The following is a 25,111-nucleotide window of genomic DNA, read 5'->3' as shown; positions in this document are numbered from 1 at the left end:
CCGCCTATTGAAAGGCCGTTTCGAAGAAGCTGCGCAGCTTGCGCGAATGCAGGGCTTCCTTCGGCATGGCGGCCAGCTTCTGCACGGCGCGGATGCCGATCTGCAGATGCTGGTTGACCTGCGTGCGGTAGAAGGCCGTCGCCATGCCCGGCAGCTTCAATTCGCCGTGCAGCGGCTTGTCGGAGACGCAGAGCAGCGTGCCGTAAGGCACGCGGAAGCGGAACCCGTTGGCGGCGATCGTTGCCGATTCCATGTCGAGCGCGATGGCGCGCGCCTGCGATAGCCGCCTCACCGGCCCGCGCTGGTCCCGCAGTTCCCAGTTGCGGTTGTCGATCGTGCCGACGGTGCCGGTGCGCATGATGCGCTTCAGCTCGAAGCCCTCGTAGCCGGTAATTTCGGCGACGGCCGCCTCCAGCGCCACCTGCACTTCGGCGAGCGCCGGGATCGGCACCCAGACCGGCAGGTCGTCGTCGAGCACATGATCCTCGCGCATATAGGCATGGGCAAGCACATAATCGCCGAGCCGCTGGCTGTTGCGCAGGCCGGCGCAATGGCCGAGCATCAGCCAGGCATGCGGGCGCAGCACGGCGACATGGTCGGTGATCGTCTTGGCGTTGGAGGGACCGACGCCGATATTGATCATGGTGATCCCGGCATGGCCCTTCTTCTTCAGATGGTAGGCCGGCATTTGCGGCAGGCGGGCAAGTGTTGCATCCGTTTCCGGCCCGCTCGAGCCGGGCAGGGTGACGATATTGCCGGGCTCGACGAAGGCGGTATAACCGTCGCCGCCCTCGGCCATCTGCTTGCGCGCCCAGCTGCAGAATTCGTCGATATAGAACTGGTAGTTCGTGAACAGCACGAAGTTCTGGAAATGCTCGGCATGCGTCGCCGTGTAATGCGACAGCCGGGCGAGCGAATAATCGATACGCTGGGCGGTGAACGGCGCAAGCGGCGAGGGCTCGCCCGGCGGCGGGATATATTCGCCGTTGGCGATCTCATCGTCGGTGGTGTTGAGATCAGGCGTGTCGAAGATATCGCGCATCGGGACATCGACGAAGGCGGAGGCCGATGCTTCCACATGCGCGCCCTCGCCAAAAGCAAAGTGCAGCGGAATCGGCGTCGTCGATTCCGAGACGATCACCGGAACATTGTGGCTCTTCATCAGCAGCGACAGCTGTTCCTTCAGGTAATGCTTGAAGAGCTTCGGCCGGGTGACCGTCGTCGTGTAGATGCCGGGCGCCGTGACGTGGCCGTAGGAGAGGCGCGAATCGACATGGCCGAAGCTGGTCGTCTCGATGCTCACCTGCGGATAGAAGGCGCGGTAGCGCGAGGCGATCGGAGCGCCTTGGGCAAGCTCGGTGAAGCTCTGGATCAGAAACGCCGTATTGCGCTCGTAGAGTTCGGTCAGCGTCTCGACGGCCTTGGCGGGATCATCGAAGCTCTGCGGCTGGAAAGGAGAGGGAGAGGAAATGTCGAGGGGCGACAAAGGGGAGATTCGTTTGTTCATGGCGCATTATAGAGAGTTGTTTTTGACAAGCAAACGACGTGCGCCGGCGGAAATCGATTTTTTATCTTCTTCCGTGTCTGGACTGCTCACCGCACCGTCGGCGCGCAGAAGGTCCCGTTTCTCTCCAGGCAGGTATAGCTCGCACCGAAATGCGACTGCGTGCCGCCGCCGCCCTCATGCACGACGACCGCCGAAAATGTGACCGCGAAGATCGCTGCGAACAGCGTGATGATGCTGAAACGTCTTGCCAGAATGTAGAGGTTCATCTCATGCCCCGATACGGCAACCTAACCATGACATGAGTTTTGTCATGCGGCGGCTGAACGAGTGCTGAGATGCCGGTTCATCCACCGTTCAGCTTGCGGGGCAGGGTCGGGCGATTGTCCGAAAATCGGCGAGCGGAGAAGCTTTCGAAGCATGCCGGCATTTCGGCCGGCATGCTTGGGCGTTTTGAATGTTTGCTGCGTCGGCCTTATCGCATCAGAGCCGCGTCCAGGTCTGCGACTTGCAGAGGATTTTCAGGACGCAGCCCTGCATCCGCAGCGAATTACCGGAAACCTTGCCCGAGCCGCTATAGGTCTTGTCGGCGGCCGGATCGGTGATCTCGCCGGCGTAGCTGCCGCCGGTGCCGGCAAGCGTGCCGATCTTCCGGCCGCTGTATTTGCCGGTTTTCAGCGTCACGCAGTAACTGCCGCCGCAGGCCGCGATCACCGCCGTTTCGCCAGAGGCGGTTTTCCAATTGCCGACGATCGGCTCTTCGGCATGCGCGGTGCCCGCGATGACGGCGATGGCGCCGGCGAAAATGAAGCTGCGGATCATCTTTTCCTCCCTGATGTCCTTTTGACCGGCCGCGAAAATAACTGACGCGAACGTAAAGGTAAATACAGGCGATCGGCTATTGCCGGAGATCGCCGAAAGCAGAAAAAAAGCGGAGAGGTCGATGCGTTTAAACTGTTGTCTGCTGATGTCATGATGAACGATCGGTTTATTTTCGAATCTGAATCTTTCGTAAAATTCGAACGAAAACCCCTAAGCTCCAAGGTATCCGATGTTTAACAAAAATCCAATTTTACCAAGTGTTTGCACTTTGTTTGTCTCAAATTAATCATGGATTTTAGGCGTTTTTTGAAGGCCGTTCGGCATAGTGAAGCCATCAAACGAGCGGGGCAAACCCGCCGAAACTGAAGGGCTGCAAGCCGCGATAGACGGCAAGGTCCGGAGGTAAAACAGGGTAAGTCATCAACAGGCTAACAGGGATAAAACCGATGGCACGCTTTGAAATGCACAATGCTGAAACGGCCACCATGGGTGGCGACAACAGCGCCGATGTCTTCTGCGAAATGGGTCTGATGTATGCGACCGGCCGCGGCTGCGCCGTCGATCTCGTCGCTGCCCACAAATGGCTGAACATTGCCGCGATCAAGGGCAACGACCGCGCCGCCGAGCTTCGCGCCGACGTGGCCGCCACCATGAACAAGATGCAGCTCGTGGAAGCGTTGCGTGCTGCCCGCGAATGGATGACGGTCCACTGAAACCGTCTCCTGCTGGCGGTTCGACAGAAATAACAACCTCGAAAGAGGGGCTGGCGGGGCGATTTGAAACGCCGATGCCGGGAGAAGAGCACCGCGGCCGGCTATCCTCCACCGGCCGCGGTTCTTCGTTGAATTATCAGTATGACGTCGTCCGAAAACCGCTGACACGTTCGGCATCACGCTTTATCAGCCGATCGCCTTCAGCACCTGCGGCAGCGCTTCCTCGAACAGCGCCATGTCGGTCTCCGGTCCGACGCTGACGCGGATGCAGCGGTTGAGCGGTGCCACACCGGGCATGCGGATGAAGACGCCATGCTCCATCAGCCCGTCGACGATCGCCCGCGCATAAGCGCCGTCGCGGCCGGCGTCGATCGCCACGAAATTCGTGGCCGAGGGCAGCGACTCAAGGCCGTTTGCCCGGGCGATGCGGCCGATCCGCTCCCGCGCCGCATGGATCTTGCCGACCACCTCGGTGAGATAGGCCTGGTCCTTGAGGGCGGCGAACGCGGCAGCCGTCGCCAGCCGGTTCATGCCGAAATGATTGCGGATCTTGTCGAAGGCCTGCGCCGTGCCCGGCGTCGAGATGACGTAGCCGGTGCGGGAGCCGGCAAGGCCATAGGCCTTGGAGAAGGTGCGGGTGCGCACGATGTTCGGCAGATCGATCAGCGATGTGATCGACGGCAGCGAATTTGCCGGCCCCGTCTCGCTATAGGCCTCGTCGAGCACCATCAGCGTCGTCTCCGGCAGTGCCCGGGCGAAAGCGACGATGCTGTCGGCGTCCCACCAGCTTCCCATCGGATTGTCGGGATTGGCGAAATAGACGAGCGGCGCATTCTCGCGCCTGACGGCTTCGAGCAGTCCGTCGAGATCCTCGCGGTCATTGACATAGGGCACGGTCACCAGCCGCCCGCCGAAGCCGGCAACATGGAAATTGAAGGTCGGATAGGCGCCGAGCGAGGTCACCACAGGCGCGCCGGCTTCGATCACCAGCCGGACGATCTGGCCGAGCAACTCGTCGATGCCGCCGCCGATGGCGATATTGGCGGGGGAGATGCCGAGATGGGCGCCGAGCGCTTCCCTCAGCGCGAAATTTTCCGGATCATTGTATTTCCAGATATTGCCGGCCTCCTCACTTATCGCCGCAAGCACCGAAGGAGCCGGGCCGAAGCCGTTCTCGTTGGCGCCGATGCGTGCCAAGACTGCACGTCCGCGTTGGCGCTCGATGGCCTCGGGGCCAACGAAGGGAACAGTGGAGGGCAGGGCGCTGATGAGCGGCGTGAAGCGCGAAAAGGCGGACATGCGAAGGCAATTTCCCGGACATGTTGACGGTTGGCGCAACAATAGGCCGGGGTACGGCCAAGGCAAGCAAGATTATTTCGACAGCTGACCAATGGGAGACGCTTGCGGGCGGAACAGCGGCGCACGCCGTGCATCGATCGCTTCCATGTTGCCGACGAGGAAATCGGTGCGCACCACGCGGCGCAGGACCTCGGGATCCATCAGGTTGATGAACCGCACGCCGATGCGTTCCTTGTTGCGGTAGACCTCGGCACAGCCGATCCGATAGGCGAGGCCGAGGATGTTGAGATAATAATGTTTCGGCAGACCGGCGGTGGTCGACACGATGAAGGTCGCGCCGCCTTGCGAGATATCGATGATCTCGGCGCTTCGCATCGAAACCCCTGTGAGGCACGGCCGGACGGCGACGATACGGGCGGGGCGCTTGACGTGGAACTCTTCCCAGCGCAGGTCGTAAATGGCGGATTTGACCGTGGCAAGGTGTGTGGCGCGGAGCATAGTCATCTTACATTCTCCGTCAGACAGGGCATAGTTGGGGTTCCTGCTCTGGTGCAAGCTGATCTTGCTCCGGCCAAGGTCACATGAATGTTTTGCGCATTCGTCAAAGATAAAACGACAATTTTAACGAGTTCAAATTTTGTTCCCAATCGGGACGTCGGCAGTCATTCCAGCACCAGTTTCAGCAAGATTTCTGACGGTAAGATATCGAACCCGTCGGCAATGCCTACAACGCCGCTTGCACAAATCGCCGCGTCGGCAAAGGAAGGAAAGCAGCGACGGCTGGAAGCCGGATCGCAGCTCCACTCGATTTCCGGCGCAATTTTCTCGAACTCTTTCAATGGCCGTACGTTCTGTCTTGATCGATGAAGCATGGCGCGCTTCGATGACGACAGCGAGGAGTTGAAGATGACCGACGTCAGAATTCCCGGGAAATCATGGGTCGTAGTCTGCAACGGAGCCAAGGCTCTGATCATGCAGAATGCCGGCGATGCCCAACTGATGAACCTCAAGGTGCTGGAAACCCTGACGCAGCCGAACGAGCCCGATCGCGAAGTCGGCGCCGACAAGCCTGGCCGCAGCCATGCCGCCGATGGTTTCAGCCGCAGCGCTGTCGAAGAGACCAGCTGGCAGGAGCAGGCCGAAGCGCAATTTCTGAAACATGTGGCGGAACGAATGGACGAGCTGACCCAGGCAAAGGATGCGCATCGCATCGTCCTCATCGCGCCGCCGAAGGCGCTCGGGACCTTGCGGCCGGCACTCAGTGCCGAGACGCAGGCAGCGATTTCGGCGGAATTGGCGAAGGACTATACCAATCTGCCGATCGACGAAATCGAGCGACATTTCGCCGCGTGATCAAACCCGAGCCTTGGAGAGCGCGGGCCTGAATGGTCCGCGTTTTTGTTTTGCCTCACATCGACGGCCTCTGCCCGGCAAATAGGTCTTCATGATCGGCAAACAGCGCTGCCAGGCGGTCGATGACGGTCCTGACCTCTGGCCGTTGCCGCTCATCGTCATGCGCGACGATCCACATCTCGTGGGTCAGATCGTCGATGACAGGCCCGGCGCGTACGAGCTTGCGTTCCTGATCGCCGATGAAACAGGGCAGCACGCCGCGGCCGGCCCCGCCACGGATCAGGTAAAAAAGCATATGCGGCGTGTTCGTCCAGCTGGTGATCCAATAATCCGGCTGTTCGAACGTCCATTTGTCCGCCGGGGTGATCGCGGTGTCGGTGCCAAGCGAAATCCAGTTGCAATTGGTCTGCGAAAAGTCGGCCGCCTGGTAAGCGGCATGGGCCACTCTGACCGAACGGCGGATCGCGACGTTGCCGCTGTCCGGCCGGCTGCGGCGAATGGCGATATGCGCCTCGCGATAGGTGAAGTCGACGCCCGCATCACAGGTCTTGTAGCACATGCGGAAACGGTCCTTCGGCGTCCAGACGCCGGCCAGATGGTCGGCGATGAAGCGCAGGGTCCAGCTGTCTGCGGCCGTCGAGACGATCGGCAGCATCAGCACTTCGCCGCGCCAGTCGGAGATCGCCTGCGCCGCATCCTGCATCAGCCGGACGCGCTCGAGCAGTTCCTGACCATCCCTGGCCAGCAGATAGCCAGTAGGGCCGCGGCTGAACAATGACCGACCGGTCGCCCTCTCGAGCGCCAGCATGCGCCGACCGATCGTCGGCGCGCTGAGGCCGGTACGTGTTGCCGCCGCCGAAAGCCCGCCACCGGTCGCGACATGGAAGAAGAGTTGCAGATCGTCCCAGCTCGCATCTTTCATGGATGAAAACCCCCTTTCTCCAGCGCCTCTACATAGCGAGCGCGTGAAGGCCTAGCTCAAGTGCTCCAGCAATAGATGGAGGATAGGCAATGCTTCTCAACTGGTTCGTTCTCTTCGAGGAAGTCGAAACCCGCAATCGCCGCATGCGCCGCGATCCCATGGCCGATCCGCTCGATGGCCCGGAATGGCGCGGACTTCTCTGGATCATTCCGATCTTCTCGTATCTCTCCTCAAGAAGAGGCGAGATGAGGCCGCGCCGCGACAAGGCGCGGATTGAAGGAAGCCTCAGGTTTCGAAGCTCAGTCGCAGCACGTGGTGCAGGAATTCCGGATTGAGCAGCATGTTGAAGCTGATCGTCACCAGTCCCTCTTCGCGCTTGACCATGGTGGCGCCGATCTCGTCGTGGATGCCGAGGATCTCGAGAAAGAAATGGCTCGGCATCTCCAGGCTCGGGCTGACTTCGAGCACCGCGCCGGCCAGCGTGATCGTTCGGATCAGGCAGCGCACCTGCGTTCCGGTGCTGAGGTGATGGCCGACGAAGATGATGTTGCCGGGCCTGTCGAGGTTGAATTCCCTGTAAGCACGTTCCGCCTTGCGGTGTTCTGTGTCGAGGTGCATCTGAAAGGCCCTTTTAGCCTCCGCTTGTTCTACCACAGGATATTAGCTGAAGAATGCTGACGACTGCTGAAGAACATCGTTAGAATTGAGCGCATAGCCGGAACCTCCCGGAAAATCGCACCGATTTCGGGCAGATTTGCCCCGAATCTGCTCATTGCCCGGCGCACATACGCCATTCTTGACATGTCGGCAGCCTTCGCGCATAGAAAGGGCCGGTTCGAGGCACCGGCCGCTCGCGGATGAAAATCCATGGTGAAGCCCTCGCGATCATGGTCACGGCCCTTTGTGCATGCTGACTGGCGGCAATGCGAGCTCCCATCCCGCACTCGAAGAGCATGCCTTGCAAAGGCTGACGCCATGACGACGACCTATCCTGCCATTGAAGACTTGAAGGCCCAGGCCAAGCGCTTGCGCCAGGCGATGAACGATCGCGGCACCCCGCTGACCCACAGTGCGGCGCTGGAAATAATAGCCCGCCAGCACGGCGCGCGCGATTGGAATACACTCTCAGCCCTTGCGGCAAAGCCCGATGCGGGAGCGAAGACGCCGCTCTTCGTCGGCGCCCATATTCGCGGCCGTTATCTCAATCAACCGTTCACCGGCGAGGTTTTGGCACTGTCGGCCCTGCCGGGCGGCGATCTCCATAGGATCACCATCCATTTCGACGAGCCGGTGGATGTCGTCACTTTCGAGAGCTTTTCCGCCTTTCGCCAGCGTGTGAACGCGCAGATCGATGCCGACGGCCTCTCGCCGCGGAAAACCTCGAACGGCGTGCCGCATCTGGTGCTCGATCTTTGATTGCTCTTATTTCCTGGAAGGCCGACATGTAGATTCAAACTGCAGCAGCGCCGAGATGGCAAAGGCTTGGCGCTGCCAGATTATTTAGCGATCGAACCCGGGGCTTTACGCCTTCACTAGCCACTCGTGCTCGACGGCATTGTGGAATTTCCAGATCCGTTGCGGCCCGGCCATCACGTTGAGGTAATAGAGATCGTAGCCATGGCAGGCCGCGCACGGATGGTAGCCTTTCGGCACCAGCGTCACGTCTCCGTCCTCGATCGCCATCGCTTCGTCGAGCGAGCGGTCGTCGGTGTAGACACGCTGGAAACCGAAGCCCTGCGGCGGATTGAGGCGATGATAATAGGTCTCTTCCAGAAAGCTTTCGTTCGGCAGGTCGTCCTGATCGTGCTTGTGCGGCGGATAGGAGGAAGTATGGCCGCCCGGCGTGATCACCTCGACGACGAGCAGCGAATGCGCCGAATTGTCGTCTTCAGGCATGATATTGTTGACGTAGCGTACATTCGTGCCCTTGCCGCGCGTCACCTGCGGATGCGTGCCGGGCGGAATTTCCTTCGCCTGGTAGGTCCCGCCGCCGGGCGCCGAGCAGACGGCCAGCTCCAGATCGGTCTCCGCCGTCACCGACCATGTCGATTCCATCGGGATGTAGAGCGCATGCGGCGCGCCGTCGAAGGGGCTCATCCGCTCGCCGAGCGTGCCGAAATCCCTGGTGCCGGCCGACGCCTGGCCCTTGCCGGTGACCCAGACGAGGCACACTTCCCGATCTCCGGTCTCTCCAGAAACCGTCTCGCCCGGCTTCAAGCGATTCAGATCGAAGCCGACATAGGTCCAGCCGGCATTCTCAGGGGTGACATGCGTGACGCGGCCATGCGTGCCGGATGGTTTCACCTTGAGGTTTGGCATTGGTGTTTCTCCTCATAAATTGTGGGGTGCGGCCCCCTCATCCGGCTGCCGCCACCTTCTCCCCCAGGGGAGAAGGGATATGCCGCGCCGTCTCTATTCCCCTTCTCCCCAGCGGGGAGAAGGTGCCCGAAGGGCGGATGAGGGGGCTTCTTGCCCGACGATGCTCTTAAGCCCCGGGTCTTTTGCACCCGTTATCCCTTAGGAAAACCTTCGGTCTCCACGGTATAACCAGCCGCCGTCATCACCCGCATCAGTTCGGCATGGCCGATCTCAGCCATCTTCTGCGGCGGCGCCTTGCGCGGATCCTGTTCGGCTTCGACGACGAACCAGCCTTCATAGCCGTGGTCGGCGAATCGCTGGACGATGGCGCCGAAATCGAGCGAACCGTCGCCCGGCACGGTGAAGGCGCCGAGCGCCACCGCGTCGAGGAAGGACTGCCGGCTGCGGTCGAGCCCATCCACCACTGATTGGCGAATGTCCTTGACGTGGACATGATTGATTCGGGCATGGTGATTGTCGATGGCGCGCAGCACGTCGCCGCCGGCAAAAGCGAGATGCCCGGCATCGAGCAGCAGCGGAATGCCTTCGCCGGAATTGCGCATGAAGGCGTCGAGTTCCGGCTCGGTTTCCACGACGGCCGCCATGTGGTGGTGGTAGGAAAGAGGCATGCCCTGCTCGGCGCACCATTCGCCGAACTCGGTGACCCGGCGCGCATAGGCCTTCATCTCGTCGTCGGCGAGGCGCGGCTTGGTCGCGAGCGGCTTGGAGCGGTCGCCCTGGATGGAGCGGCCGACTTCGCCATAGACGATGCAGGGCGCATTGACCGCCTTGAACAGTTCGATCATCGGCGCGATGCGGTCCTTGTTGGCCGCAAGCTCCTCATCGACCAGCGTGCCGGAGAACCAGCCGCCGCACAGCGTCACGTCGGCGGCGCGCAGGATGGGCAGCATTTCTTCCGGGTTGCTGGGGAAACGGCGCCCTTGCTCCATGCCGGTAAAGCCGGCGCTGCGCGACTGCCGCAGGCATTCCTCCAGGGACACATCGTCGCTGAGTTCGGGAAGGTCGTCGTTCCACCAGGCGATGGGCGACATGCCGAGTTTGGCCTTCATCATATTCTCCTTAAATGACATCGGGAGGAGCGGGTGCGCTCCTCCGGAAAATAGCGGTAACCTCGTTAACCGATGCGCTGGGAAGCGCGGGCTTCGACATAGCCCTTGCGCGCCTTGTTGACCTCTTCGCGTGGGCTGACCTCGGGCACCGCGACATCCCACCAGTGGCCGCCGGCTTCCGTGGTGATCAAGGGATCGGTGTCGATGACGAAGACCGAGGTTCGGTCGTTCTTCTTCGAGCTGGCGATCGCCTGCTCCAGCTCCGCGATTGAGCCGACCTTGACGGCGATGGCCCCCATGCTTTCGGCATGTGCGCGGAAATCGATCTCCGGCATCACCTCGTGGTAGGAGTCCTTCAGCAGATTGTTGAAGTTGGCGCCGCCTGTTCCCATCTGCAGCCGGTTGATGCAGCCATAGCCGCGATTGTCGAGCACGACGATGTTGAGCTTGAGGCCGAGCATCACCGAGGTTGCGATCTCGGAATTCATCATCATGTAGGAGCCGTCGCCGACCATGACGACGACATCGCGTTCGGGACGCGCCATCTTGGCGCCGAGGCCGCCCGCGATCTCGTAACCCATGCAGGAAAAGCCGTATTCCATGTGATAGCTGCCGGGCGCCGTCGCCGGCCAGAGCTTGTGCAATTCGCCGGGCAGGCCGCCGGCGGCGCAAAGCAGCGTCGTATTCTCGCCGCCGATCGTGCGCACCACCGCGCCGATCACCTGGGCGTCGGAGGGCAGGGCGGCATTGGTCGTCGCCATCGCCTTCGCCGCAGCTTCCATCCAGATTTTCTTCTCGGCCGCGGCCTTCTCAGCCAACGCCGCCGGTGCTTTCCAGCCGGAAAGGCCCGCCGAAAGCGCCTTCAGCCCTTCGCGGGCATCGGCCACAACAGGGTGGCTGTCATGCTTCACCGCGTCGTAGGCGGCGATATTGAGCCCGATCATCTTCAGGCTGTCATTCTTGAATAGTGCCCAGGAGCCGGTGGTGAAATCCTGGCAGCGTGTGCCGACGGCGATGACGAGGTCCGTCTCTTCGGCGATCGCATTCGCTGCCGATGTGCCGGTGACTCCGACCGAGCCGAGCGCCAGCGGATGGGTCTCGTCGATTGACGACTTGCCGGCCTGGGTGACGACGACCGGAATGGCGTGGGCCTCGGCGAAGGCGGCAAGCTCCTGCGTCGCCTGCGAATAAAGCACACCGCCGCCGGCAACGATCACCGGCTTCTGCGAGGCTTTGATCAGCGCGATCGCATTGGCGAGCTCATCCGCATCTGGCTGCGGCCGGCGGGTCGTCCAGACCTTTTCCTCAAACAGGCTCTCCGGATAATCGAAGGCTTCCGCCTGGACATCCTGGCAGAGCGACAAAGTCACCGGACCGCAATCCAGCGGATCGGTCAGCACCTGCATGGCGCGCTTCAGCGCCGAAATGATTTGCTCGGGCCGGGTGATGCGGTCGAAATAGCGCGATACCGGTCGGAAGGCGTCATTGGCGGACACTGTGCCGTCGCCGAAATCCTCGATCTGCTGCAGCACGGGATCCGGCGCGCGGTTGGCGAAGACGTCGCCGGGCAGCAAGAGAACCGGAATGCGGTTGACATGCGCGACACCGGCCGCCGTCACCATGTTCAGCGCGCCGGGACCGATCGAGGTCGTGCAGGCCATGAAGCGCGTGCGGAAATTCGCCTTGGCATAGGCGATCGCGGCATGCGCCATGCCCTGTTCGTTATGGGCGCGATAGGTCGTCAATTCCTCGCGCACCTGATAAAGCGCCTCGCCGATGCCGGCGACATTGCCGTGACCGAAGATCGCCCAGACGCCGCCGAAGATCGGTACCTTCCGGCCGTCGACAACCGTCATCTGCTTTTTGAGGAAATGCGCGACGGCCTGCGCCATCGTCAACCGAATCGTCTTGCCCATCGGGGTCTCCCGGAGTTTTAACTCTTTATCTTTTTCCCTCCCCAAGCCCTCCCACAAGGGAGAGGGACTAACCTGTTCGGCTCTTTCCATTCACACCGCGCGGTTTCATCCGCAGGACGTTGCTCACGGTGTGAGGCGATGCCTCAGATTAAGTCCCTCCCCCTTGTGGGGAGGGTTGGGGAGGGGTCTTCTTCTCAATTCTCAGTTCAGCCCGCGCGTCTTCAGCCACGCCTCTGTCAGTTGCCGGAAGCGGCCGGCCATGTCGGCGATCGCCTCCTCGTCGTTCATGGCACCCGAAAGCCAGGCGCGCGCCGCGTCGGCAAAGATCGTCCTGCCGACGGCGAAGCCCTTCACCGAAGGAGCCGCCAGCGTCGCCTCGAAGCAGGAGATCAGCTCCTCGGCGGGTGCCTCGAGCCCGAGCAGCACGATACCGCGGCACCATGGATCATTTTTGGCAATCACCGCGTCGATCTTCTTCCAGGCTTCGCCGGAGGCTTGCGGCTCCAGCTTCCACCAGTCCGGCTTGATGCCGAGCGCATAAAGTTCTTCGAGCGCGGTTGCGATCGTATCGTCGGTAAGCGGTCCGTTCTTGCCGGCGATGATCTCCACCAGCAGCTCGCGGCCGACCTTGCGGGCGGCTTCGAACAGCGTGCGCAGCTTCTCCTGCTGCTCGCTCTTCAATTCGGCCGGATCGTCGGGATGATAGAAGCACAGGCACTTAATGCAGTGGCCGAGCGGCCATTCCACCAGCTGGGAGCCGATATCCTGGCTAAATTCGAAGCGCAGCGGCTTCGAGCCCGGCAATTCCACCGGCCGGCCGATCCACGAAAAATTCTTAGTCGCCGCATCGAAGAAGGCGTCGCGGCCGAAACGTTCGTCGATCAGCATGCCGTAGCCGTCACGGCCGTTCGAAACGCGCGCTGCCGCCGAGACCGCCAGCCGCTTGAAGGCGACGATCTTCTCATGGCCGACGCCGAGCTCATCGGCGACGCTGACGAGCTGCGAACGATGGTCGATCGCCAGCGCCATCAGCTGCGGAATTTCGCCGCGCCGGGTCGATGCCCAATGAATATGGTTGATCGCCTCGTCCTTGCGCAGCGCCCGGTATTTGCTGCCCGTCTTCAGGAAGAAGTCGAGTTCCGCCCAGGTCGGATATTCCGGCGAGCAGAGCAGACGCGAGACGGCGAAAGCGCCGCAGGCATTGGCCCAGGTGGCGCAGGTCTTCAGTGGTTCGTCGCGCAGGAAGCCGCGCAGGAAGCCGGACATGAAGGCATCGCCGGCGCCGAGCACATTGAAGACTTCGATCGGGAAACCCTGGCCGACGATGCCGGCTTCTAGGTCGTCGGCGATCGGCCCGTCATAGACGATGCAGCCCATGGCGCCGCGCTTCAGCACGATCGTCGCCGGCGTCAGGCGGCGAATCTCCTTCAGCGCGCCGAGCACGTCGTCAGCGCCGGAGGCGATCAGGATTTCCTCTTCGGTGCCGACGATGAGATCGCAATCCGGCAGCGTCTCCTTCATCTTCGATGAAACGCGGTCGGATTTCACATAGCGCTCGAAACCTTCCGCATGGCCGGCAAGGCCCCAGAGGTTCGGCCGGTAGTCGATGTCAAAGATTACCTTGCGGCCGTTTGCCTTGGCGATGCGGATCGCCTTGCGCTGCGCCGCTTCGGTGTTCGGCCTGGAAAAATGCGTGCCGGACACCAGGACGGCGCGCGACGATCTGATGAAATTCTCGTCGATATCGCTTTCGTCGAGCGCCATGTCGGCGCAGTCGGAGCGATAGAAGATCATCGGCGATACGCCCTCGGCCTCCACCGCAAGCAGCACCAGCGCCGTCAGCCGCTCCTTGTCGGTGATGATGCCGTCGGTCGCGACACCTTCGCGGGCCGCCTGCTCGCGGATGAAGCGCCCCATCTGCTCGTCGCCGACGCGGGTGATGAGGCCGGATTTGAGACCGAGCCGCGCCGTGCCGATGGCGATGTTGGACGGGCAGCCGCCGACTGATTTGGCGAAGGAGCCGATATCCTCCAGTCGTGACCCGATCTGCTGGCCGTAAAGATCGACCGAGGAACGGCCGATCGTGATTACATCAAGCGCCGGCTCCGGCTGTGAACCCGGATTCGATTGTACCATGATGTCCTCCCGCTAGATTTGCGCGGCTTCCAGTGCCTGCGAATTGCCAATAATGAAACATTGGTTCCGATATTTTGTCAATTCGGAATGTTTATTCCATTTTCGCTTTTCCCGCTTTTGCGTGCTGAAGCTTGCGTCGCCGCTCGGCGATGGCCACCGGCAGCGCCATGGTGAGCGCCATCGAGGCCGAAAGCGAGCGGAAGCCGGCGAAATCGGCCTCCGCCACCTCGAACCAGTGCGTGGCGCAGGCGGCAAGCGGCGAGAAGGCCGAATCGGTGATGGCGATGATCGGGACGCCGCGGTCGGCAAGCTCCTGGCTCTGGCTGAGGCTGTCGGCCGCGTAAGGAGAGAAGCTCGCGGCGATTGCCGCATCCTTGGGCGTTGCGAACTGCACCATTTCAGGGTCGACCCCGTTCGGGGAGGCGACGATCTGGTGGCGGATGTTGAGCTTGGCAAAAGCATAGGTCATATGCGCCGTCAGCGGGTAGGAACGCCGTTTGGCGATCAGATAGATCGTTTCGGCGGCGGCCAGAATATCCACCGCTTTCGTGAACGTATCGCTCTGCACCGTCGCCGCCAGTCGGTTGACCGACTGGCTTGCCGCGGCGATGAAGCCGGACAGCAGATTGGCGTCCTCGTCGTCGCCGCTCGCCTGCTCCAGCGTGACGAGCCGTTCTTCATAACTCAGTGTCCGGTCGCGCAGCCTTTCGCGGAAGATGCTCTGCAGATCGGAAAAGCCTTCATAGCCCAGATGATGCGCCAGGCGCACTAGCGTCGAGGGCTGGACGTCGGAGGCAGCGGCGATGCTGGCCGTCGTGCCGAAGGCGATTTCGTCGGGATTGCCGAGCGCGAAGGCGGCGACCTGCGCCAGCCGCTTCGGCATGCTCGCCTTGCGCTCAATGATAGTGCTGCGCAGGCTTTCGAAATCGCGCGGCACACGCGCCTGCCTCTGGGGGTCATTATCCATGCTTGCGGCTCACGGGATGAAACAAATATTCCATATTGTCGAGCATAGACGATTTCAAGCGACACGCCTAATTGTTTTTAATCGCCTGTAAATCAAGGCTTTTAAACAATTCGGCAGGGAAGGGATGCGGAAATGCCGGTGAACCCTCTCTTGTCAAAATGATCCAAATATTCCAAAAATCGCGCGCAGTCCTGGAGGAGACGGAAATGAAGCCACTTGGCATCGGTTTGATCGGCACGGGTTATATGGGCAAGTGCCACGCGCTGGCCTGGAATGCGGTGAAGACCGTGTTCGGCGATGTCGAGCGTCCGCGGCTCGTGCATCTGGCTGAAGCCAATGCCGGGCTTGCTGAGGCGCGCGCCTCCGAATTCGGCTTCGAGAAGTCGACCGCAGACTGGCGGGCGCTGATCGCCGATCCAGAGGTCGACGTCGTTTCCGTCACCACTCCCAATCAGTTCCACGCCGAGATGGCGATTGCAGCCCTCGAAGCCGGCAAGCATGTCTGGTGCGAAAAGCCGATGGCGCCGGCCTATGCCGATGCCGAGCGGATGCTGGAAACGGCGGAGCGCTCCGGCAAGGTTGCCGTCCTTGGCTATAACTATATCCAGAACCCGGTCATGCAGCACATCAGGACGCTCCTGGGCGAGGGCGCCATCGGTACGGTCAATCATGTCCGCGTCGAAATGGATGAGGATTTCATGGCTGATCCCGACGTCTTCTTTTATTGGAAGAGCGAGCTTGCCGCCGGCTATGGTGCGCTTGACGATTTCGCCGTGCACCCGCTGTCGCTGCTCTGGTATCTTTTCGGCCACGTCGAGGCCGTCATTACAGACATGGTCAAGCCCTATGCCGATCGTCCGCTCAGCGCCGGTGGCCGCCGCGCCGTCGAAAATCACGACGCGGCCAACGTGCTGATGCGGCTTGGCGGCGGCATCTCTGCCGTGTTGATGGCCAATCGCGCCGCCTGGGGACGCAAGGGCCGCATCGCTCTGCAGATTTACGGCTCGAAAGGCGCGATCCTCTACGATCAGGAACGGATGAACGAATTCGAGCTCTATCAGGCCGGTGGCCGCGGCTCCGAACAGGGTTTTCGCAAGATACTGGCGGCACCCGCCCATCGGCCGTATGATCGCTTTATTCCGGCGCCTGGCCATGGCCTCGGCTTCAATGATCTCAAGATCATCGAATGCCGCGAGCTGATCCGGGCGATCTCGGGCGAACCGTCGTCGATCGTGACATTTAAAGACGGTCTCAGGATAGAGAAGTCGGTGCATGCCATGGCACAATCCTTCCACGAGCGTCGCTGGATCGAGATCGGCCCTATGTAAGAGGCCGCTTCCGTTGACGGCGCATAGGGCAGGGGATAGGCCTTGGCGAGAGTGTCGAGCCTAGTTTCAGGAGTGAGATCGTGACGGACAGATTGGTGATCATCGGCGCTGGACAAGCAGGTTTTGCCCTGGCGGCCAAGTTGCGCGCTTTGAAGGATCCGCGCCCGATCACTCTCATCGGCGCCGAGGATGTAGCTCCCTATCAGCGCCCGCCGCTTTCGAAGAAATATCTGCTCGGCGAAATGAGTTTCGACCGCCTGCTGTTTCGCGACCAGCACTGGTATGCCGACAATGACGTCGACCTTCGCCTTTCCACCTGGGTCGAGGAGATCAAGCCGGACAGCAAGCAGGTGCTGCTGCAGGACGGCTCTATTCTCGACTACGGCACGCTGGCGCTGACCACCGGCTCGACGCCGCGCCGGCTGCCCGCGGCAATCGGCGGCGATCTCGAAGGCGTCTATGTCGCCCGCGACAAGCGCGACGCCGACCTGCTCGCCGACGAGATGCGGCCCGGCCGTCGCGTCCTCATCATCGGCGGCGGTTATATCGGCCTGGAGGCGGCAGCCGTTGCCCGCCATCTCGGCCTCGAGGTCACCGTTATCGAGATGGCCGACCGCATTCTGCAGCGCGTTGCGGCGAAGGAGACGGCCGACATCATGCGCGCGATTCATGAGGGTCACGACGTGGTGATTCGCGAGAAGACCGGGCTCAAGCATCTGATCGGCAAGGATGGCCGTGTTTCCGGCGCCGCTCTTTCCGACGGCTCGGTCATCGACGTCGATTTCGTCGTCGTCGGCATCGGCGTCGTGCCGAACGATCAGCTTGCCAAGGAAGCCGGGCTCGAAGTCGCCAACGGCATCATCGTCGATGAATTCGCCCGCACCTCCGATTCGGCGATTTTTGCGGCTGGCGATTGCGCGGCTCTTCCCTGGCAAGGCGGTCGCATCCGGCTTGAATCGGTGCAGAATGCTGTCGACCAGGCCGAAGCGGCGGCAGCCGTCATCGCCGGCGGCAGCGAGCCTTATGATCCGAAACCGTGGTTCTGGTCCGACCAATATGACGTCAAACTGCAGATCGCCGGCTTTAATCTCGGTTATGACGATACGTTGCTGCGCCCCGGCGCCCGCGAGGGCGCCCATTCGGTCTGGTATTTCAGGGAAGGCCGGCTGATTGCCGTCGACGCGATCAACGACGCGAAAGCCTATGTGACCGGCAAGAAGCTGCTGGAATCCGGAACCAACCCCGACCGATCGATTCTCGCCGACCCCTCCGCCGATCTCAAGAGCCTGCTTGGCTGAGCTGGTATCGGCTTATCGCCTATTCCCTGCAGCGGCACGAATGCGGTCGCGCGGCCGCTATGCGTTTCGCGATTGCGCATAAGAGGAGAGACGAGAAACGGCGGTGCTCTCCCTGAGCGCTTGGCGGTAGAGCCTTTCTCCTATTGAAGAGAGGCGCGATCGAATCATGCCGATCATGGGCGGGCAGCAACGCCCCGTTGTCCGACCCGATGGAAATGCCGGCCGCTGCATTTCTTCTGATGAAAACTCAAAAAGCCCTTGCATTCACAGACCGGTCACCATAGTTAGGCCGCACCGGAGAGGTGGCCGAGTGGTCGAAGGCGCTCCCCTGCTAAGGGAGTATACGTCAAAAGCGTATCGTGGGTTCGAATCCCATCTTCTCCGCCATTAACTTCATATAACTATTTGAATTTATTATACAAATTCACGTTTTGATCGCTTCTTTCCTAATCTTGTTCCTAACGAAAAATGTTATGGCGGCTTTTCGTTCTCCCACCGATCTGGCATTCTCCCCGGCATGCCCGCGCCATCCAAGAAATTAAAGCTCCGCCCCGTCCTCGTGGCGAATCCCTTTCATTCCCGCGCCCATCCGGCCGATGCGACGAACCCTCGCGACGTCGTCGCAATGATAAACGTCCGGGAAAGCGCCATCACGACGATGGCGGCGAGAGGTGTTCTCGATGCTGCTCAGGTGGCCGCTGCGGATCGGTTCCGACGGCTCTGGGAATCGATGGGTGGCAAAGTTGCCTCGGCGATCGATTATGGCCGGGAACATGTCGACGGTGGCAAGGCGCCCGACCCGATCACCGAGCGGGAGGTGAACGCGGGCAAGGAGCTGGCTCGATGTCGGGCTCTCCTCGGCGTCCGCTTGTACGGGCTGGTCTCCGCCGTCGCCGGCGAGGGGTTTGCGCTGACTGAAATTTTCGAAGGAAAACGGGAACGGCTCACAGCGGCGGATATGCTCAGGATGGGGCTGGACGATCTCGCTGAACTCTGGCGGTTGGCAACGCGGCGCTGATGCCCCGCCTGCCGCCAGGGCGCGCCGACAGCGCGCTTCATGGGTCAGGCCGGGGAGAAATGCCCGGCGCCGGGGAATGTGCTTCTGCGGGCACGCCGGGCGCGGCGAGGGCCGCTTCGAATTGCTCCTGGGGAACCAGCGCCAGCTTTTGCCAGCGCTCATCCTGCTTTTTGGATAGGCCGAGTTCCTTGCGGCGTTCGGCGTTTGATGGCGGCAAATGTCCCCCAACGGGGGTATTTGATCTTTCACCTTTGCCGCGCTTTTCCTCTTGCCGCCGTAACTCGCCGGCCTTCTTTGGCGAGGTTCTTATCGATCCCGGCTTCGGCGAGCGTTGGCCGAATAGGTGGGGTATCGGAAACCCCAGCTATCGATCGTCCGCGCCCGGCGCGATCGCCACCTTTCGAGAGCCCGACCGTCTCCTTCTGCGCTTGCCGCATCTGATCGAGGCGCCTTGTCGCCCTCATCCGCCGGCCAGTGGGTAAAGCACCTCACGCGGTAAATCCCGAAGGCTTTCGGTTTTGCCGGTCAGTTCGGCGCCTGCTCATGGACGCGGAATGGCGGCAGTAGTCAGACCGGGAGATCGCCCGGCGTTGCAAAGTATCACAGCCGTTCGTAACGAAGGCGCGCGCCGATATGACGCGGGTCACTGATAATGTTTTCAGTGACGAAGCCCCACGAACCTTCATCAAACCGGCGCCCCTTGTACCGCCGCCGGAACACTTGCCTCCTATGCCCGGCAAGCCGACGACAAGACGCTTGAAAACTACGCGATGCGGATTCGGTCGCGAGCCATAAAGCGCGCGGGTGAGCTGCTGAAGGAATTCGACGCTCGACCGGGCAATGCCGCAAAACAAAGTCGGGATGCACCCACTTTGATTTCCCGGCGCGAAGCGGGCGAAGCCGCCGGGATGTCGAAAGACCAACAGGTCACCGCCATCCGCGTCGCCAATGTCCCCACCGAAGAATTCACGGCTGCGCTCCGAGTGCTCCGGCCGATACTTGACTTGGTTGTATATCTCGCCAACGTTGCGACTCAGGCGAGGGAAAATCAATGCAAGCGATTATTCAGGCGGGCAACACTGCTCCGCAGACGGCCAAAGAATTGGCTGAGAATGTACTTTCGTGGGCGAAGCGGCATAATCTATTCACTAAAGTCCCCCTTGAGGACGCTGTTGATGGGGCTGACGTCCAATTTGTTGCGAACGGGGATGCCTTTCGAGCGCAAGCGGTTGAGGAAATTCTCCGAAAGAAGGCGATCAACCTCGTCGGATTCAGCGAACCGCAGAAGAAGGTCGTAATCTTCACCAACGGGAAGGTTAGCAAGACCGATGAGAAAATCCTCCCGTTCCATTCGGCTGGTTTCACGATTGAATACATTCAGGGCGGGATCGCGCGGGTTAAAGGGAACCCACCCCCTCCGGAGACGCCGAGGCCATTCAACCTGCATCAAGGGCGCTATACCTGTGGCTCCTCCATCTTCCCCGCTCACTGTATCGGAGCCGGCACCTTCGGATTGATCGTGAGAGATCAGCACGGCGATCTTTTCGGTATGACGAACAATCACGTCGCCGGTGCATGTAATAATGCGATGCCGGGGTTGCCAATCCTAGCCCCAGGCCCGCTTGATGCCACCGAGGATGCCTGCGATCCATTCACAATTGGACGTCATCACCGACTCCTTCCTATCAACGACGGCATTCCGGAGAACATCGCAATCGAGGTCAACTGGGATGTGAGCATCTTTCGGCTTTCTGATGCGTCCAAGGTAACCTCCATGCAAGGCATGGCTTTCGACACGCCGGCGGTCGTCGCGGCGCCGTTGCCCGGAATGCAAGTCGAGAAGGTCGGGCGCACGACGGGTCGGACGTCCGGACTAATTGTCGCGCAGTCGGCTTCTCCGGTTCCGGTGCATTACCAAGTTGCTGAATACGGGGTGCGGAAAAATGTCTACTTCGAGAGCGTATACATCGTCATCGGAGGCAACGAGCAGCCCTTTTCCAAACCAGGAGACTCCGGATCGCTGGTAGTGGCGGACGATGGTAATGGGAACAAAGTTGCGGTAGGCTTGGTCTTCGCTGGGAATGAACAAAGAGGCTTATCATTCATTTTACCTCTGCCCGAGATAATGGATAAGCTGTCTTTGGAGATTGTGTCTGGACACCATGTATAGCCGCCAAACCAAGGCCGTAGATGCCGCTGTCGCGCTGGCAAAGTCCCTATCTCTTCCGAGCGGCCGGGGAAGCGTCTTCGCGTGGCATGATGCAGGTGGAGATCGGATCGTAGTCGCCGCTGATCAAAATTGGATCGCAGCGCATCGATCAGTCCCAGCATCTTTTCGGGGTTATCCGGTTGTGGTCAGTGACCGCTTCGATGCTGTCGCTCATGCTGGTCGCTAAAAACCATTTCTGAAGTGCAGCCCGAATTCCTATGATGGAGAACGCGCCTACATCAGCTACGTGATGATGGCGGTGGCAAATATGGTGACCACCCGAACCGTGCCCGGAGTAGGAAGAAGGTCGCTTTCAAGGAAACGGCGCTGTTGCCGCCGGCAAGGTCGTAGAGCCGCAGAGCGAGCGCGCATTCGAACTTAGATGCGCCTCGGCGTAACTCCGCTCTGTAGGCCCGCCGCAGCGTCTTCTCGCTGATGGCGAGGACGTAGCAGATTTCCCCCTGCCGCGCTCCCTTTGAAGCCAGCAGCTCAACGACACGGCGGTCGGTTGCACTGGGGATGTGCGGAGGTCGTCCGGGGCTGCGTTTCTGGTTTTCCATCACAGGCGGGAAAAACCTCCGTGGACGATTTCTGCCGGCGAGAAAAAAATCCGGCCGTGAGATTGCGCGCGGGTCTTTTGACGGCGGCCATTTTGGCTTTGCACACCCCCCCGGAAATGGTGCGCATGCGCACGATTTGCCGGCCTGGGACTCAATCAGTCTGCCGCTTGAGCAGCAACCAGCCTAGCTCTACCCACTCCGGCACCATGTCGTCGAAAGCGGCCTCCTCGACCATCATCGGCAACGAGATCGACCAGAAGATCGTTTCGTCTTCGGCTCCCCACGCATAGAAGCCGACATTCAGGTGGTCCTCGGTGAGCACCACATCGATCTGCAAGACGTCATCGACCGTCATCATCTCGCCGGCCCCGAGCCTGCTGCGATGCGGATAGTCGGCTTGGCCTTGGTCGTGCCGGTCTGAGCTTCAAGAAGCACGAGGCGGGCTTCCAGCGCGTCGAGACGGGCCGCTATTGGGGACAGGTTCCGTTCCAGGTGATCCTTCACGATCTGGACGATCTCGGCGCCGAATTGTTTGCCGTCAAAGCTCATCTGCGTATCCTCCGATCAACCCGACGCCAGCGCCGGCCATTCGATGTCCGTCAGGACGGCGATAGCGTCCGGCGTGCCGGCAACGGCGCCGAACAAGGCGGAGACCTTCACGCCGACGGTGTTCGTCTGCCAAAGCGAGACCGTGGCCGTTGCCGTCGGCGTGACGGCGTCCATGGTCGGCGCATCGTCCATCTGAAGCGTCGCGAAGCGCGAGATATCTACCCCGAGGCTTTCGATGTCGGCGAGGACGCGGTCACCGTCGAGGAGAACGAGCGTGCCGGCGGCGAGGCCGGGCGAGACGGCGTGGGGCAGGCCCAAAAATTCGCTTACGCCTTCCGGGCTCGCCGTGCCGCGAGGGTCGTTGAGCAAGGCAATGCTGTTCGCGACGTCGGGCGCGGCGATCCAAGCCAACCTGCCTTCGCCGGAATTTGTCGCGTTCAACATCTGTTTCAGGTCTGCGGCGTGATCGTCGGTTGCAGTGAACGTCGGCGTGCTGCTGGTGATGAGCCGGTCGAAGAAGCCGACATCAAGCGCCTTTGCGACCGCGCGGCGGAGCTGCCGGGAGACGAACGCCTGAGACGCGGCCGATGAATTTTCGATCACCTCCCGGCTCAGGACGATGATTGCGTCGGCCTGTTGCGGCAGGAGCGAGTCGCCGCTCAGCGTCATACGCGAGACCGGCCGGGCTTCACCTTCTCCATTGACGGCGCCGACGACGCCCTCGCTGATCGCGCCGACGCGGGACCGAAGCGGCGCGCGTGTGAGAATGGCTTGGTCGAGGAGAGAGGCGAAGGCTGACCGGCCGCCCAGTCCTTGCAAGAACGCGGTGCTCGCAGCGGCCATGTCGGCCAGTTGCCCGGCCCACTGCGGATCGCCAAGGCTCCCGGCGCCGACCGCCGCCTTTAGAATTCGTTGTGCCGGCGCTGGCATTCGGAGACGGTCTGCTATGTCGCCGGGCGGCTCGCCCGTCCTCTCGCAGATGGCCAAGGCTCTGACGAGGGCCAGAATGGTGCCGGCGTGCTCAGCGTGCGGATTCGGCATGATGATCGAACTCCTCGACGTTTGAGCCAAGGGTGCAGAACGAAACGCGCATCACCAACCCCTCCAAACGCGCAAAACGCGCACGCAGCGCTGAAGCCGTTTCTGCCGATGATCGCATCCGAGATGTTAAGCATGCTCAACACCTACCGGCGTCGTGGTATTCACTTTATGAGCTGACCAAGCTCGATAACCCCACCTTCGCCGCCGCCGTCGCTGATGGCCGGATCAACGCGAAGATGGAGCGCAAAGACGCGCTAGCTCTGGTCGAGATGCCGTCGAAGTCGCGGGATCGAGACACGCCAACGACCGCCTTGCAGAACACCGATGCCGTAGTCCCGGCACCATCGCCGCAGCTTGTCTTTTGAGACCTCAAAGCGCTGAGCGGCGAGCGGCAATTCGATCAGATTGCAAGGCGCGAAGTCATGGTCGGTGAACGATTCCACCTCTGATCCCGGCTTGCTGGCAACGGAGGATCGCAGCACCAGCAGCCCGTCGAGGTGCCGGCGCGCGGCTTCAATAAGCTGGTCGATCTGATTGATCGCATCCGTCATTCCTGATCCGTCTCCGAGGAATGAAAATGCCGTCGATGCTGCCGCGAAACGAAATCGGAAACCGCCTCGGCTGATGTTCGTTTTTTTCGTTCGTCCCGGTCGGCGAACAGTGCCGGATCGACGGGAGCGCTTTCCGCCTTCAGGGCTGCTTCAGCCTTCTGAGCGTTCCGCATGGCGCGCCACTTGGCAATGGCCTCCGGATCGCCTTTCGGCGCCGGCAGGGCGCGCGGCTTGCCGTCCTCGTCCCATTTGTAGCGCCGCTTTTCTTCGGCGGCCCGCCGCTCTCTTTCGCGAAACGGTTCCATCGCGCGGTCGATTTCGCGCCGCAATTCGGCCGGCGTCGGCATGAAGGGGTGACCCAAGGCATTCTGATTGATCCGGCGTTCGGCCTCGAATAGTGCCCACTTACCGACCCCTTCCAGCCCTTGCATGTAGGCCGGCCTCACGAGCCGGAAATCGCTCGGCATGCGGCATGGGTAAGCCGCGAGCAGGCGGGTCAGCACGACAAGCTTTTCAGTGTCGGAAGCCGCGCGAGATATATCGGGCCGGGATGCCGGTAGGTTCGACGCCGTCATCGGAAAGTCCTCCTTGCTGTTCTCTCTCATGGGCCTGGCGTGCCTCTTCGAAAGCTTGCTCTGCGATGTGGGGTGGACGCTGTCGGCGGTCTGTTCCTTTGCGCTTTCCGTCGGCGGCATCCTTCCGGGCCCAAATTCGCCAAGCCGCACCCCAGTCGAGTTTCCGGCCTGCGGCACCCGGCTTGGCTTTCCAGTAGTCGAGGAAGTTGAGGGCGCTTCGTTGCGCTTCTTCGACCGTCATGCCTTCGGCCAGGGCTACAGAACGATCAGGGCTGAAGTTTTCCGGGAGACGGGTGCCGCGCTCGGGGGCGGTGGTGCGCCTGCGCGCCTCTCTCTTTTCCGTGTTCTCTACTCCAACGTGTTCAACAAGGGAGGCACCGGCAATCGGGTGCCGGTAGTCACGTGCCGGTGTGCCGGTGGTCGCCGCCTCTTTACCGGCATCAGCGTGCCGGTAGTCACGGCCCGGAAAACAGTAGTGGTTTTGAGCCCGCCCGCGCCTTCTCGATCCGGTTCGTTCGATCTTTAACCAGCCGCAGGCGCATAGGCTCGTAAGCGCGTAACGCACGGCACGCTCACCCAGTCCGGTATCGGCGATGATTGTTTGTTGCGCAGGAAAGCAATCGCCGGTAGCTGCGTCCATGTAGTGGAGCAGGCGAAAAGCTACTCTGAAATCAGTCGGCGACAAGCGGGGGTCGGCCGACATGCGGTCGAGCAAATCAAGTTTCCAAGCGGCGAACTTTTTCATCACGTGCCCCTCGCTAGGTCCGTTGACTTAGGCGTTCATGGAGGTCCGCAAGCCATTCGCGCTGCTTGGGCGTTAGCGGGTCAGACAATCTCGACAGGGCGTAGAGGCTTCCGCGCTCGCTGCGGGACAGCCTGCCCGCGCCGTGCTCAAGGCACCATGCTGCAACGTCGGCATGTG

General features: G+C 61.3%; 27 protein-coding genes and 1 tRNA gene. 9 read left to right on the top strand and 19 right to left on the bottom strand.

All coding sequences use genetic code 11. The features are described from left to right. Positions 1-4 precede the first annotated feature (4 nt). The 3 genes from C4N04_RS01880 to C4N04_RS01870 form a co-directional block, all read right to left on the bottom strand. On the bottom strand, positions 5-1,507 hold the full coding sequence (locus tag C4N04_RS01880) for an AMP nucleosidase (protein ID WP_038687881.1): 1,503 nt from the start codon (positions 1,505-1,507) through the stop codon (positions 5-7). Between the two features lie 86 nt (positions 1,508-1,593). After that, entirely contained in the window at positions 1,594-1,773 is a 180-nt protein-coding gene (locus tag C4N04_RS01875; protein WP_009995126.1) for a hypothetical protein, read from the bottom strand. Positions 1,774-1,987: 214 nt separating this feature from the next. Continuing rightward, a complete protein-coding gene (locus C4N04_RS01870; RefSeq protein WP_038687883.1) occupies positions 1,988-2,326 on the bottom strand; it encodes a DUF2147 domain-containing protein in 339 nt (112 codons plus the stop codon). A 446-nt stretch (positions 2,327-2,772) separates the two neighbouring features. Between C4N04_RS01870 and C4N04_RS01865 the strand changes: the two genes are divergently transcribed. Next, positions 2,773-3,039, top strand: a complete 267-nt coding sequence (locus C4N04_RS01865; RefSeq protein WP_038687885.1) for a sel1 repeat family protein — start codon at positions 2,773-2,775, stop codon at positions 3,037-3,039. A gap of 186 nt (positions 3,040-3,225) precedes the next feature. Here the strand turns inward: C4N04_RS01865 and C4N04_RS01860 are convergent, their stop codons facing one another. The 3 genes from C4N04_RS01860 to C4N04_RS31505 form a co-directional block, all read right to left on the bottom strand. Beyond that, positions 3,226-4,338, bottom strand: coding sequence for a pyridoxal phosphate-dependent aminotransferase (locus tag C4N04_RS01860; RefSeq protein ID WP_106795316.1), 1,113 nt, complete (start codon positions 4,336-4,338; stop codon positions 3,226-3,228). Positions 4,339-4,410: 72 nt separating this feature from the next. Beyond that, on the bottom strand, positions 4,411-4,842 hold the full coding sequence (locus C4N04_RS01855) for a pilus assembly protein PilZ (protein ID WP_039618820.1): 432 nt from the start codon (positions 4,840-4,842) through the stop codon (positions 4,411-4,413). Between the two features lie 158 nt (positions 4,843-5,000). After that, positions 5,001-5,177 carry a hypothetical protein gene (locus C4N04_RS31505; RefSeq protein ID WP_158775524.1) on the bottom strand — a complete coding sequence of 59 codons (177 nt, stop codon included), beginning with the start codon at positions 5,175-5,177 and terminating at the stop codon, positions 5,001-5,003. 67 nt (positions 5,178-5,244) lie between these two features. Between C4N04_RS31505 and C4N04_RS01850 the strand changes: the two genes are divergently transcribed. Continuing rightward, positions 5,245-5,691 (top strand): host attachment family protein, encoded by a 447-nt coding sequence (locus tag C4N04_RS01850; protein ID WP_106795391.1) that lies wholly within the window; start codon positions 5,245-5,247, stop codon positions 5,689-5,691. A 55-nt stretch (positions 5,692-5,746) separates the two neighbouring features. On the opposite strand, the gene C4N04_RS01845 is transcribed toward C4N04_RS01850, so the two are convergent. Beyond that, entirely contained in the window at positions 5,747-6,613 is an 867-nt protein-coding gene (locus C4N04_RS01845; protein ID WP_106795315.1) for a LysR family transcriptional regulator, read from the bottom strand. Between the two features lie 89 nt (positions 6,614-6,702). Here C4N04_RS01845 and C4N04_RS32045 point away from each other — a divergent pair, with 89 nt between their 5' ends. After that, positions 6,703-6,948 (top strand): hypothetical protein, encoded by a 246-nt coding sequence (locus C4N04_RS32045; RefSeq protein ID WP_106795314.1) that lies wholly within the window; start codon positions 6,703-6,705, stop codon positions 6,946-6,948. On the opposite strand, the gene C4N04_RS01835 is transcribed toward C4N04_RS32045, so the two are convergent. Continuing rightward, complete coding sequence (locus C4N04_RS01835; RefSeq protein WP_077993137.1) at positions 6,899-7,231, bottom strand: hypothetical protein; 333 nt, start codon at positions 7,229-7,231, stop codon at positions 6,899-6,901. The genes C4N04_RS32045 and C4N04_RS01835 overlap by 50 nt on opposite strands. Before the next feature lie 357 nt (positions 7,232-7,588). Between C4N04_RS01835 and C4N04_RS01830 the strand changes: the two genes are divergently transcribed. Further along, positions 7,589-8,029 (top strand): glyoxalase superfamily protein, encoded by a 441-nt coding sequence (locus tag C4N04_RS01830; RefSeq protein ID WP_106795313.1) that lies wholly within the window; start codon positions 7,589-7,591, stop codon positions 8,027-8,029. Positions 8,030-8,134: 105 nt separating this feature from the next. Here the strand turns inward: C4N04_RS01830 and iolB are convergent, their stop codons facing one another. The 5 genes from iolB to C4N04_RS01800 form a co-directional block, all read right to left on the bottom strand. Then, the gene (gene iolB, locus C4N04_RS01825; protein WP_009996048.1) at positions 8,135-8,932 is read right to left on the bottom strand and encodes a 5-deoxy-glucuronate isomerase; all 798 of its coding nucleotides are present in this window, start codon (positions 8,930-8,932) and stop codon (positions 8,135-8,137) included. Between the two features lie 191 nt (positions 8,933-9,123). After that, the gene (iolE, locus tag C4N04_RS01815) at positions 9,124-10,041 is read right to left on the bottom strand and encodes a myo-inosose-2 dehydratase (RefSeq protein WP_106795311.1); all 918 of its coding nucleotides are present in this window, start codon (positions 10,039-10,041) and stop codon (positions 9,124-9,126) included. A gap of 65 nt (positions 10,042-10,106) precedes the next feature. After that, complete coding sequence (gene iolD / locus C4N04_RS01810; RefSeq protein ID WP_106795310.1) at positions 10,107-11,957, bottom strand: 3D-(3,5/4)-trihydroxycyclohexane-1,2-dione acylhydrolase (decyclizing); 1,851 nt, start codon at positions 11,955-11,957, stop codon at positions 10,107-10,109. Between the two features lie 201 nt (positions 11,958-12,158). Continuing rightward, positions 12,159-14,093 (bottom strand): 5-dehydro-2-deoxygluconokinase, encoded by a 1,935-nt coding sequence (gene iolC, locus C4N04_RS01805; protein WP_106795309.1) that lies wholly within the window; start codon positions 14,091-14,093, stop codon positions 12,159-12,161. 91 nt (positions 14,094-14,184) lie between these two features. After that, on the bottom strand, positions 14,185-15,060 hold the full coding sequence (locus tag C4N04_RS01800) for a MurR/RpiR family transcriptional regulator (RefSeq protein ID WP_038687902.1): 876 nt from the start codon (positions 15,058-15,060) through the stop codon (positions 14,185-14,187). A gap of 206 nt (positions 15,061-15,266) precedes the next feature. Between C4N04_RS01800 and C4N04_RS01795 the strand changes: the two genes are divergently transcribed. From C4N04_RS01795 to C4N04_RS01765, 5 genes are all read left to right on the top strand, one after another. After that, complete coding sequence (locus tag C4N04_RS01795) at positions 15,267-16,388, top strand: Gfo/Idh/MocA family oxidoreductase (RefSeq protein WP_106795390.1); 1,122 nt, start codon at positions 15,267-15,269, stop codon at positions 16,386-16,388. An 80-nt stretch (positions 16,389-16,468) separates the two neighbouring features. Continuing rightward, the gene (locus tag C4N04_RS01790) at positions 16,469-17,686 is read left to right on the top strand and encodes an FAD-dependent oxidoreductase (protein WP_096762209.1); all 1,218 of its coding nucleotides are present in this window, start codon (positions 16,469-16,471) and stop codon (positions 17,684-17,686) included. Between the two features lie 296 nt (positions 17,687-17,982). Beyond that, positions 17,983-18,073 (top strand) — tRNA-Ser (locus C4N04_RS01785). 343 nt (positions 18,074-18,416) lie between these two features. Next, positions 18,417-18,704 (top strand): hypothetical protein, encoded by a 288-nt coding sequence (locus tag C4N04_RS32560; protein WP_348628306.1) that lies wholly within the window; start codon positions 18,417-18,419, stop codon positions 18,702-18,704. A gap of 1,051 nt (positions 18,705-19,755) precedes the next feature. Beyond that, the gene (locus C4N04_RS01765) at positions 19,756-20,874 is read left to right on the top strand and encodes a hypothetical protein (protein ID WP_106795307.1); all 1,119 of its coding nucleotides are present in this window, start codon (positions 19,756-19,758) and stop codon (positions 20,872-20,874) included. A gap of 750 nt (positions 20,875-21,624) precedes the next feature. Here the strand turns inward: C4N04_RS01765 and C4N04_RS01755 are convergent. The 6 genes from C4N04_RS01755 to C4N04_RS01730 form a co-directional block, all read right to left on the bottom strand. Further along, positions 21,625-21,831, bottom strand: coding sequence for a hypothetical protein (locus tag C4N04_RS01755; RefSeq protein ID WP_106795305.1), 207 nt, complete (start codon positions 21,829-21,831; stop codon positions 21,625-21,627). Next, entirely contained in the window at positions 21,828-22,022 is a 195-nt protein-coding gene (locus C4N04_RS01750; protein WP_106795304.1) for a hypothetical protein, read from the bottom strand. The genes C4N04_RS01755 and C4N04_RS01750 overlap by 4 nt, the downstream gene beginning before the upstream one ends. A 15-nt stretch (positions 22,023-22,037) precedes the next feature. Then, positions 22,038-23,063, bottom strand: coding sequence for a phage major capsid protein (locus tag C4N04_RS01745; RefSeq protein ID WP_106795303.1), 1,026 nt, complete (start codon positions 23,061-23,063; stop codon positions 22,038-22,040). A 254-nt stretch (positions 23,064-23,317) separates the two neighbouring features. Then, positions 23,318-23,614 carry a hypothetical protein gene (locus C4N04_RS01740; RefSeq protein WP_106795302.1) on the bottom strand — a complete coding sequence of 99 codons (297 nt, stop codon included), beginning with the start codon at positions 23,612-23,614 and terminating at the stop codon, positions 23,318-23,320. Continuing rightward, on the bottom strand, positions 23,611-24,189 hold the full coding sequence (locus C4N04_RS01735) for a hypothetical protein (RefSeq protein WP_106795301.1): 579 nt from the start codon (positions 24,187-24,189) through the stop codon (positions 23,611-23,613). The genes C4N04_RS01740 and C4N04_RS01735 overlap by 4 nt, the downstream gene beginning before the upstream one ends. Continuing rightward, positions 24,128-24,934, bottom strand: a complete 807-nt coding sequence (locus C4N04_RS01730) for a helix-turn-helix domain-containing protein (protein ID WP_106795300.1) — start codon at positions 24,932-24,934, stop codon at positions 24,128-24,130. The genes C4N04_RS01735 and C4N04_RS01730 overlap by 62 nt, the downstream gene beginning before the upstream one ends. Positions 24,935-25,111: the final 177 nt, after the last annotated feature.

The organism is Rhizobium sp. H4, assembly GCF_003013335.1.
GTDB lineage: Bacteria > Pseudomonadota > Alphaproteobacteria > Rhizobiales > Rhizobiaceae > Rhizobium > Rhizobium sophoriradicis.
This window is presented reverse-complemented; position numbering and strand designations above follow the sequence as displayed.

Coding starts and splice junctions, on each gene's coding strand:
- C4N04_RS01880 (WP_038687881.1), bottom strand. CDS start 1,507: ATGAACAAACGAATCTCCCCTTTGTCGCCCCTCGACATTTCCTCTCCC.
- C4N04_RS01875 (WP_009995126.1), bottom strand. CDS start 1,773: ATGAACCTCTACATTCTGGCAAGACGTTTCAGCATCATCACGCTGTTC.
- C4N04_RS01870 (WP_038687883.1), bottom strand. CDS start 2,326: ATGATCCGCAGCTTCATTTTCGCCGGCGCCATCGCCGTCATCGCGGGC.
- C4N04_RS01865 (WP_038687885.1), top strand. CDS start 2,773: ATGGCACGCTTTGAAATGCACAATGCTGAAACGGCCACCATGGGTGGC.
- C4N04_RS01860 (WP_106795316.1), bottom strand. CDS start 4,338: ATGTCCGCCTTTTCGCGCTTCACGCCGCTCATCAGCGCCCTGCCCTCC.
- C4N04_RS01855 (WP_039618820.1), bottom strand. CDS start 4,842: ATGACTATGCTCCGCGCCACACACCTTGCCACGGTCAAATCCGCCATT.
- C4N04_RS01850 (WP_106795391.1), top strand. CDS start 5,245: ATGACCGACGTCAGAATTCCCGGGAAATCATGGGTCGTAGTCTGCAAC.
- C4N04_RS01845 (WP_106795315.1), bottom strand. CDS start 6,613: ATGAAAGATGCGAGCTGGGACGATCTGCAACTCTTCTTCCATGTCGCG.
- C4N04_RS32045 (WP_106795314.1), top strand. CDS start 6,703: ATGCTTCTCAACTGGTTCGTTCTCTTCGAGGAAGTCGAAACCCGCAAT.
- C4N04_RS01835 (WP_077993137.1), bottom strand. CDS start 7,231: ATGCACCTCGACACAGAACACCGCAAGGCGGAACGTGCTTACAGGGAA.
- C4N04_RS01830 (WP_106795313.1), top strand. CDS start 7,589: ATGACGACGACCTATCCTGCCATTGAAGACTTGAAGGCCCAGGCCAAG.
- iolB (WP_009996048.1), bottom strand. CDS start 8,932: ATGCCAAACCTCAAGGTGAAACCATCCGGCACGCATGGCCGCGTCACG.
- iolE (WP_106795311.1), bottom strand. CDS start 10,041: ATGAAGGCCAAACTCGGCATGTCGCCCATCGCCTGGTGGAACGACGAC.
- iolD (WP_106795310.1), bottom strand. CDS start 11,957: ATGGGCAAGACGATTCGGTTGACGATGGCGCAGGCCGTCGCGCATTTC.
- iolC (WP_106795309.1), bottom strand. CDS start 14,093: ATGGTACAATCGAATCCGGGTTCACAGCCGGAGCCGGCGCTTGATGTA.
- C4N04_RS01800 (WP_038687902.1), bottom strand. CDS start 15,060: ATGGATAATGACCCCCAGAGGCAGGCGCGTGTGCCGCGCGATTTCGAA.
- C4N04_RS01795 (WP_106795390.1), top strand. CDS start 15,267: ATGAAGCCACTTGGCATCGGTTTGATCGGCACGGGTTATATGGGCAAG.
- C4N04_RS32560 (WP_348628306.1), top strand. CDS start 18,417: ATGGGTGGCAAAGTTGCCTCGGCGATCGATTATGGCCGGGAACATGTC.
- C4N04_RS01765 (WP_106795307.1), top strand. CDS start 19,756: ATGCAAGCGATTATTCAGGCGGGCAACACTGCTCCGCAGACGGCCAAA.
- C4N04_RS01755 (WP_106795305.1), bottom strand. CDS start 21,831: ATGATGACGGTCGATGACGTCTTGCAGATCGATGTGGTGCTCACCGAG.
- C4N04_RS01750 (WP_106795304.1), bottom strand. CDS start 22,022: ATGAGCTTTGACGGCAAACAATTCGGCGCCGAGATCGTCCAGATCGTG.
- C4N04_RS01745 (WP_106795303.1), bottom strand. CDS start 23,063: ATGCCGAATCCGCACGCTGAGCACGCCGGCACCATTCTGGCCCTCGTC.
- C4N04_RS01740 (WP_106795302.1), bottom strand. CDS start 23,614: ATGACGGATGCGATCAATCAGATCGACCAGCTTATTGAAGCCGCGCGC.
- C4N04_RS01735 (WP_106795301.1), bottom strand. CDS start 24,189: ATGACGGCGTCGAACCTACCGGCATCCCGGCCCGATATATCTCGCGCG.
- C4N04_RS01730 (WP_106795300.1), bottom strand. CDS start 24,934: ATGAAAAAGTTCGCCGCTTGGAAACTTGATTTGCTCGACCGCATGTCG.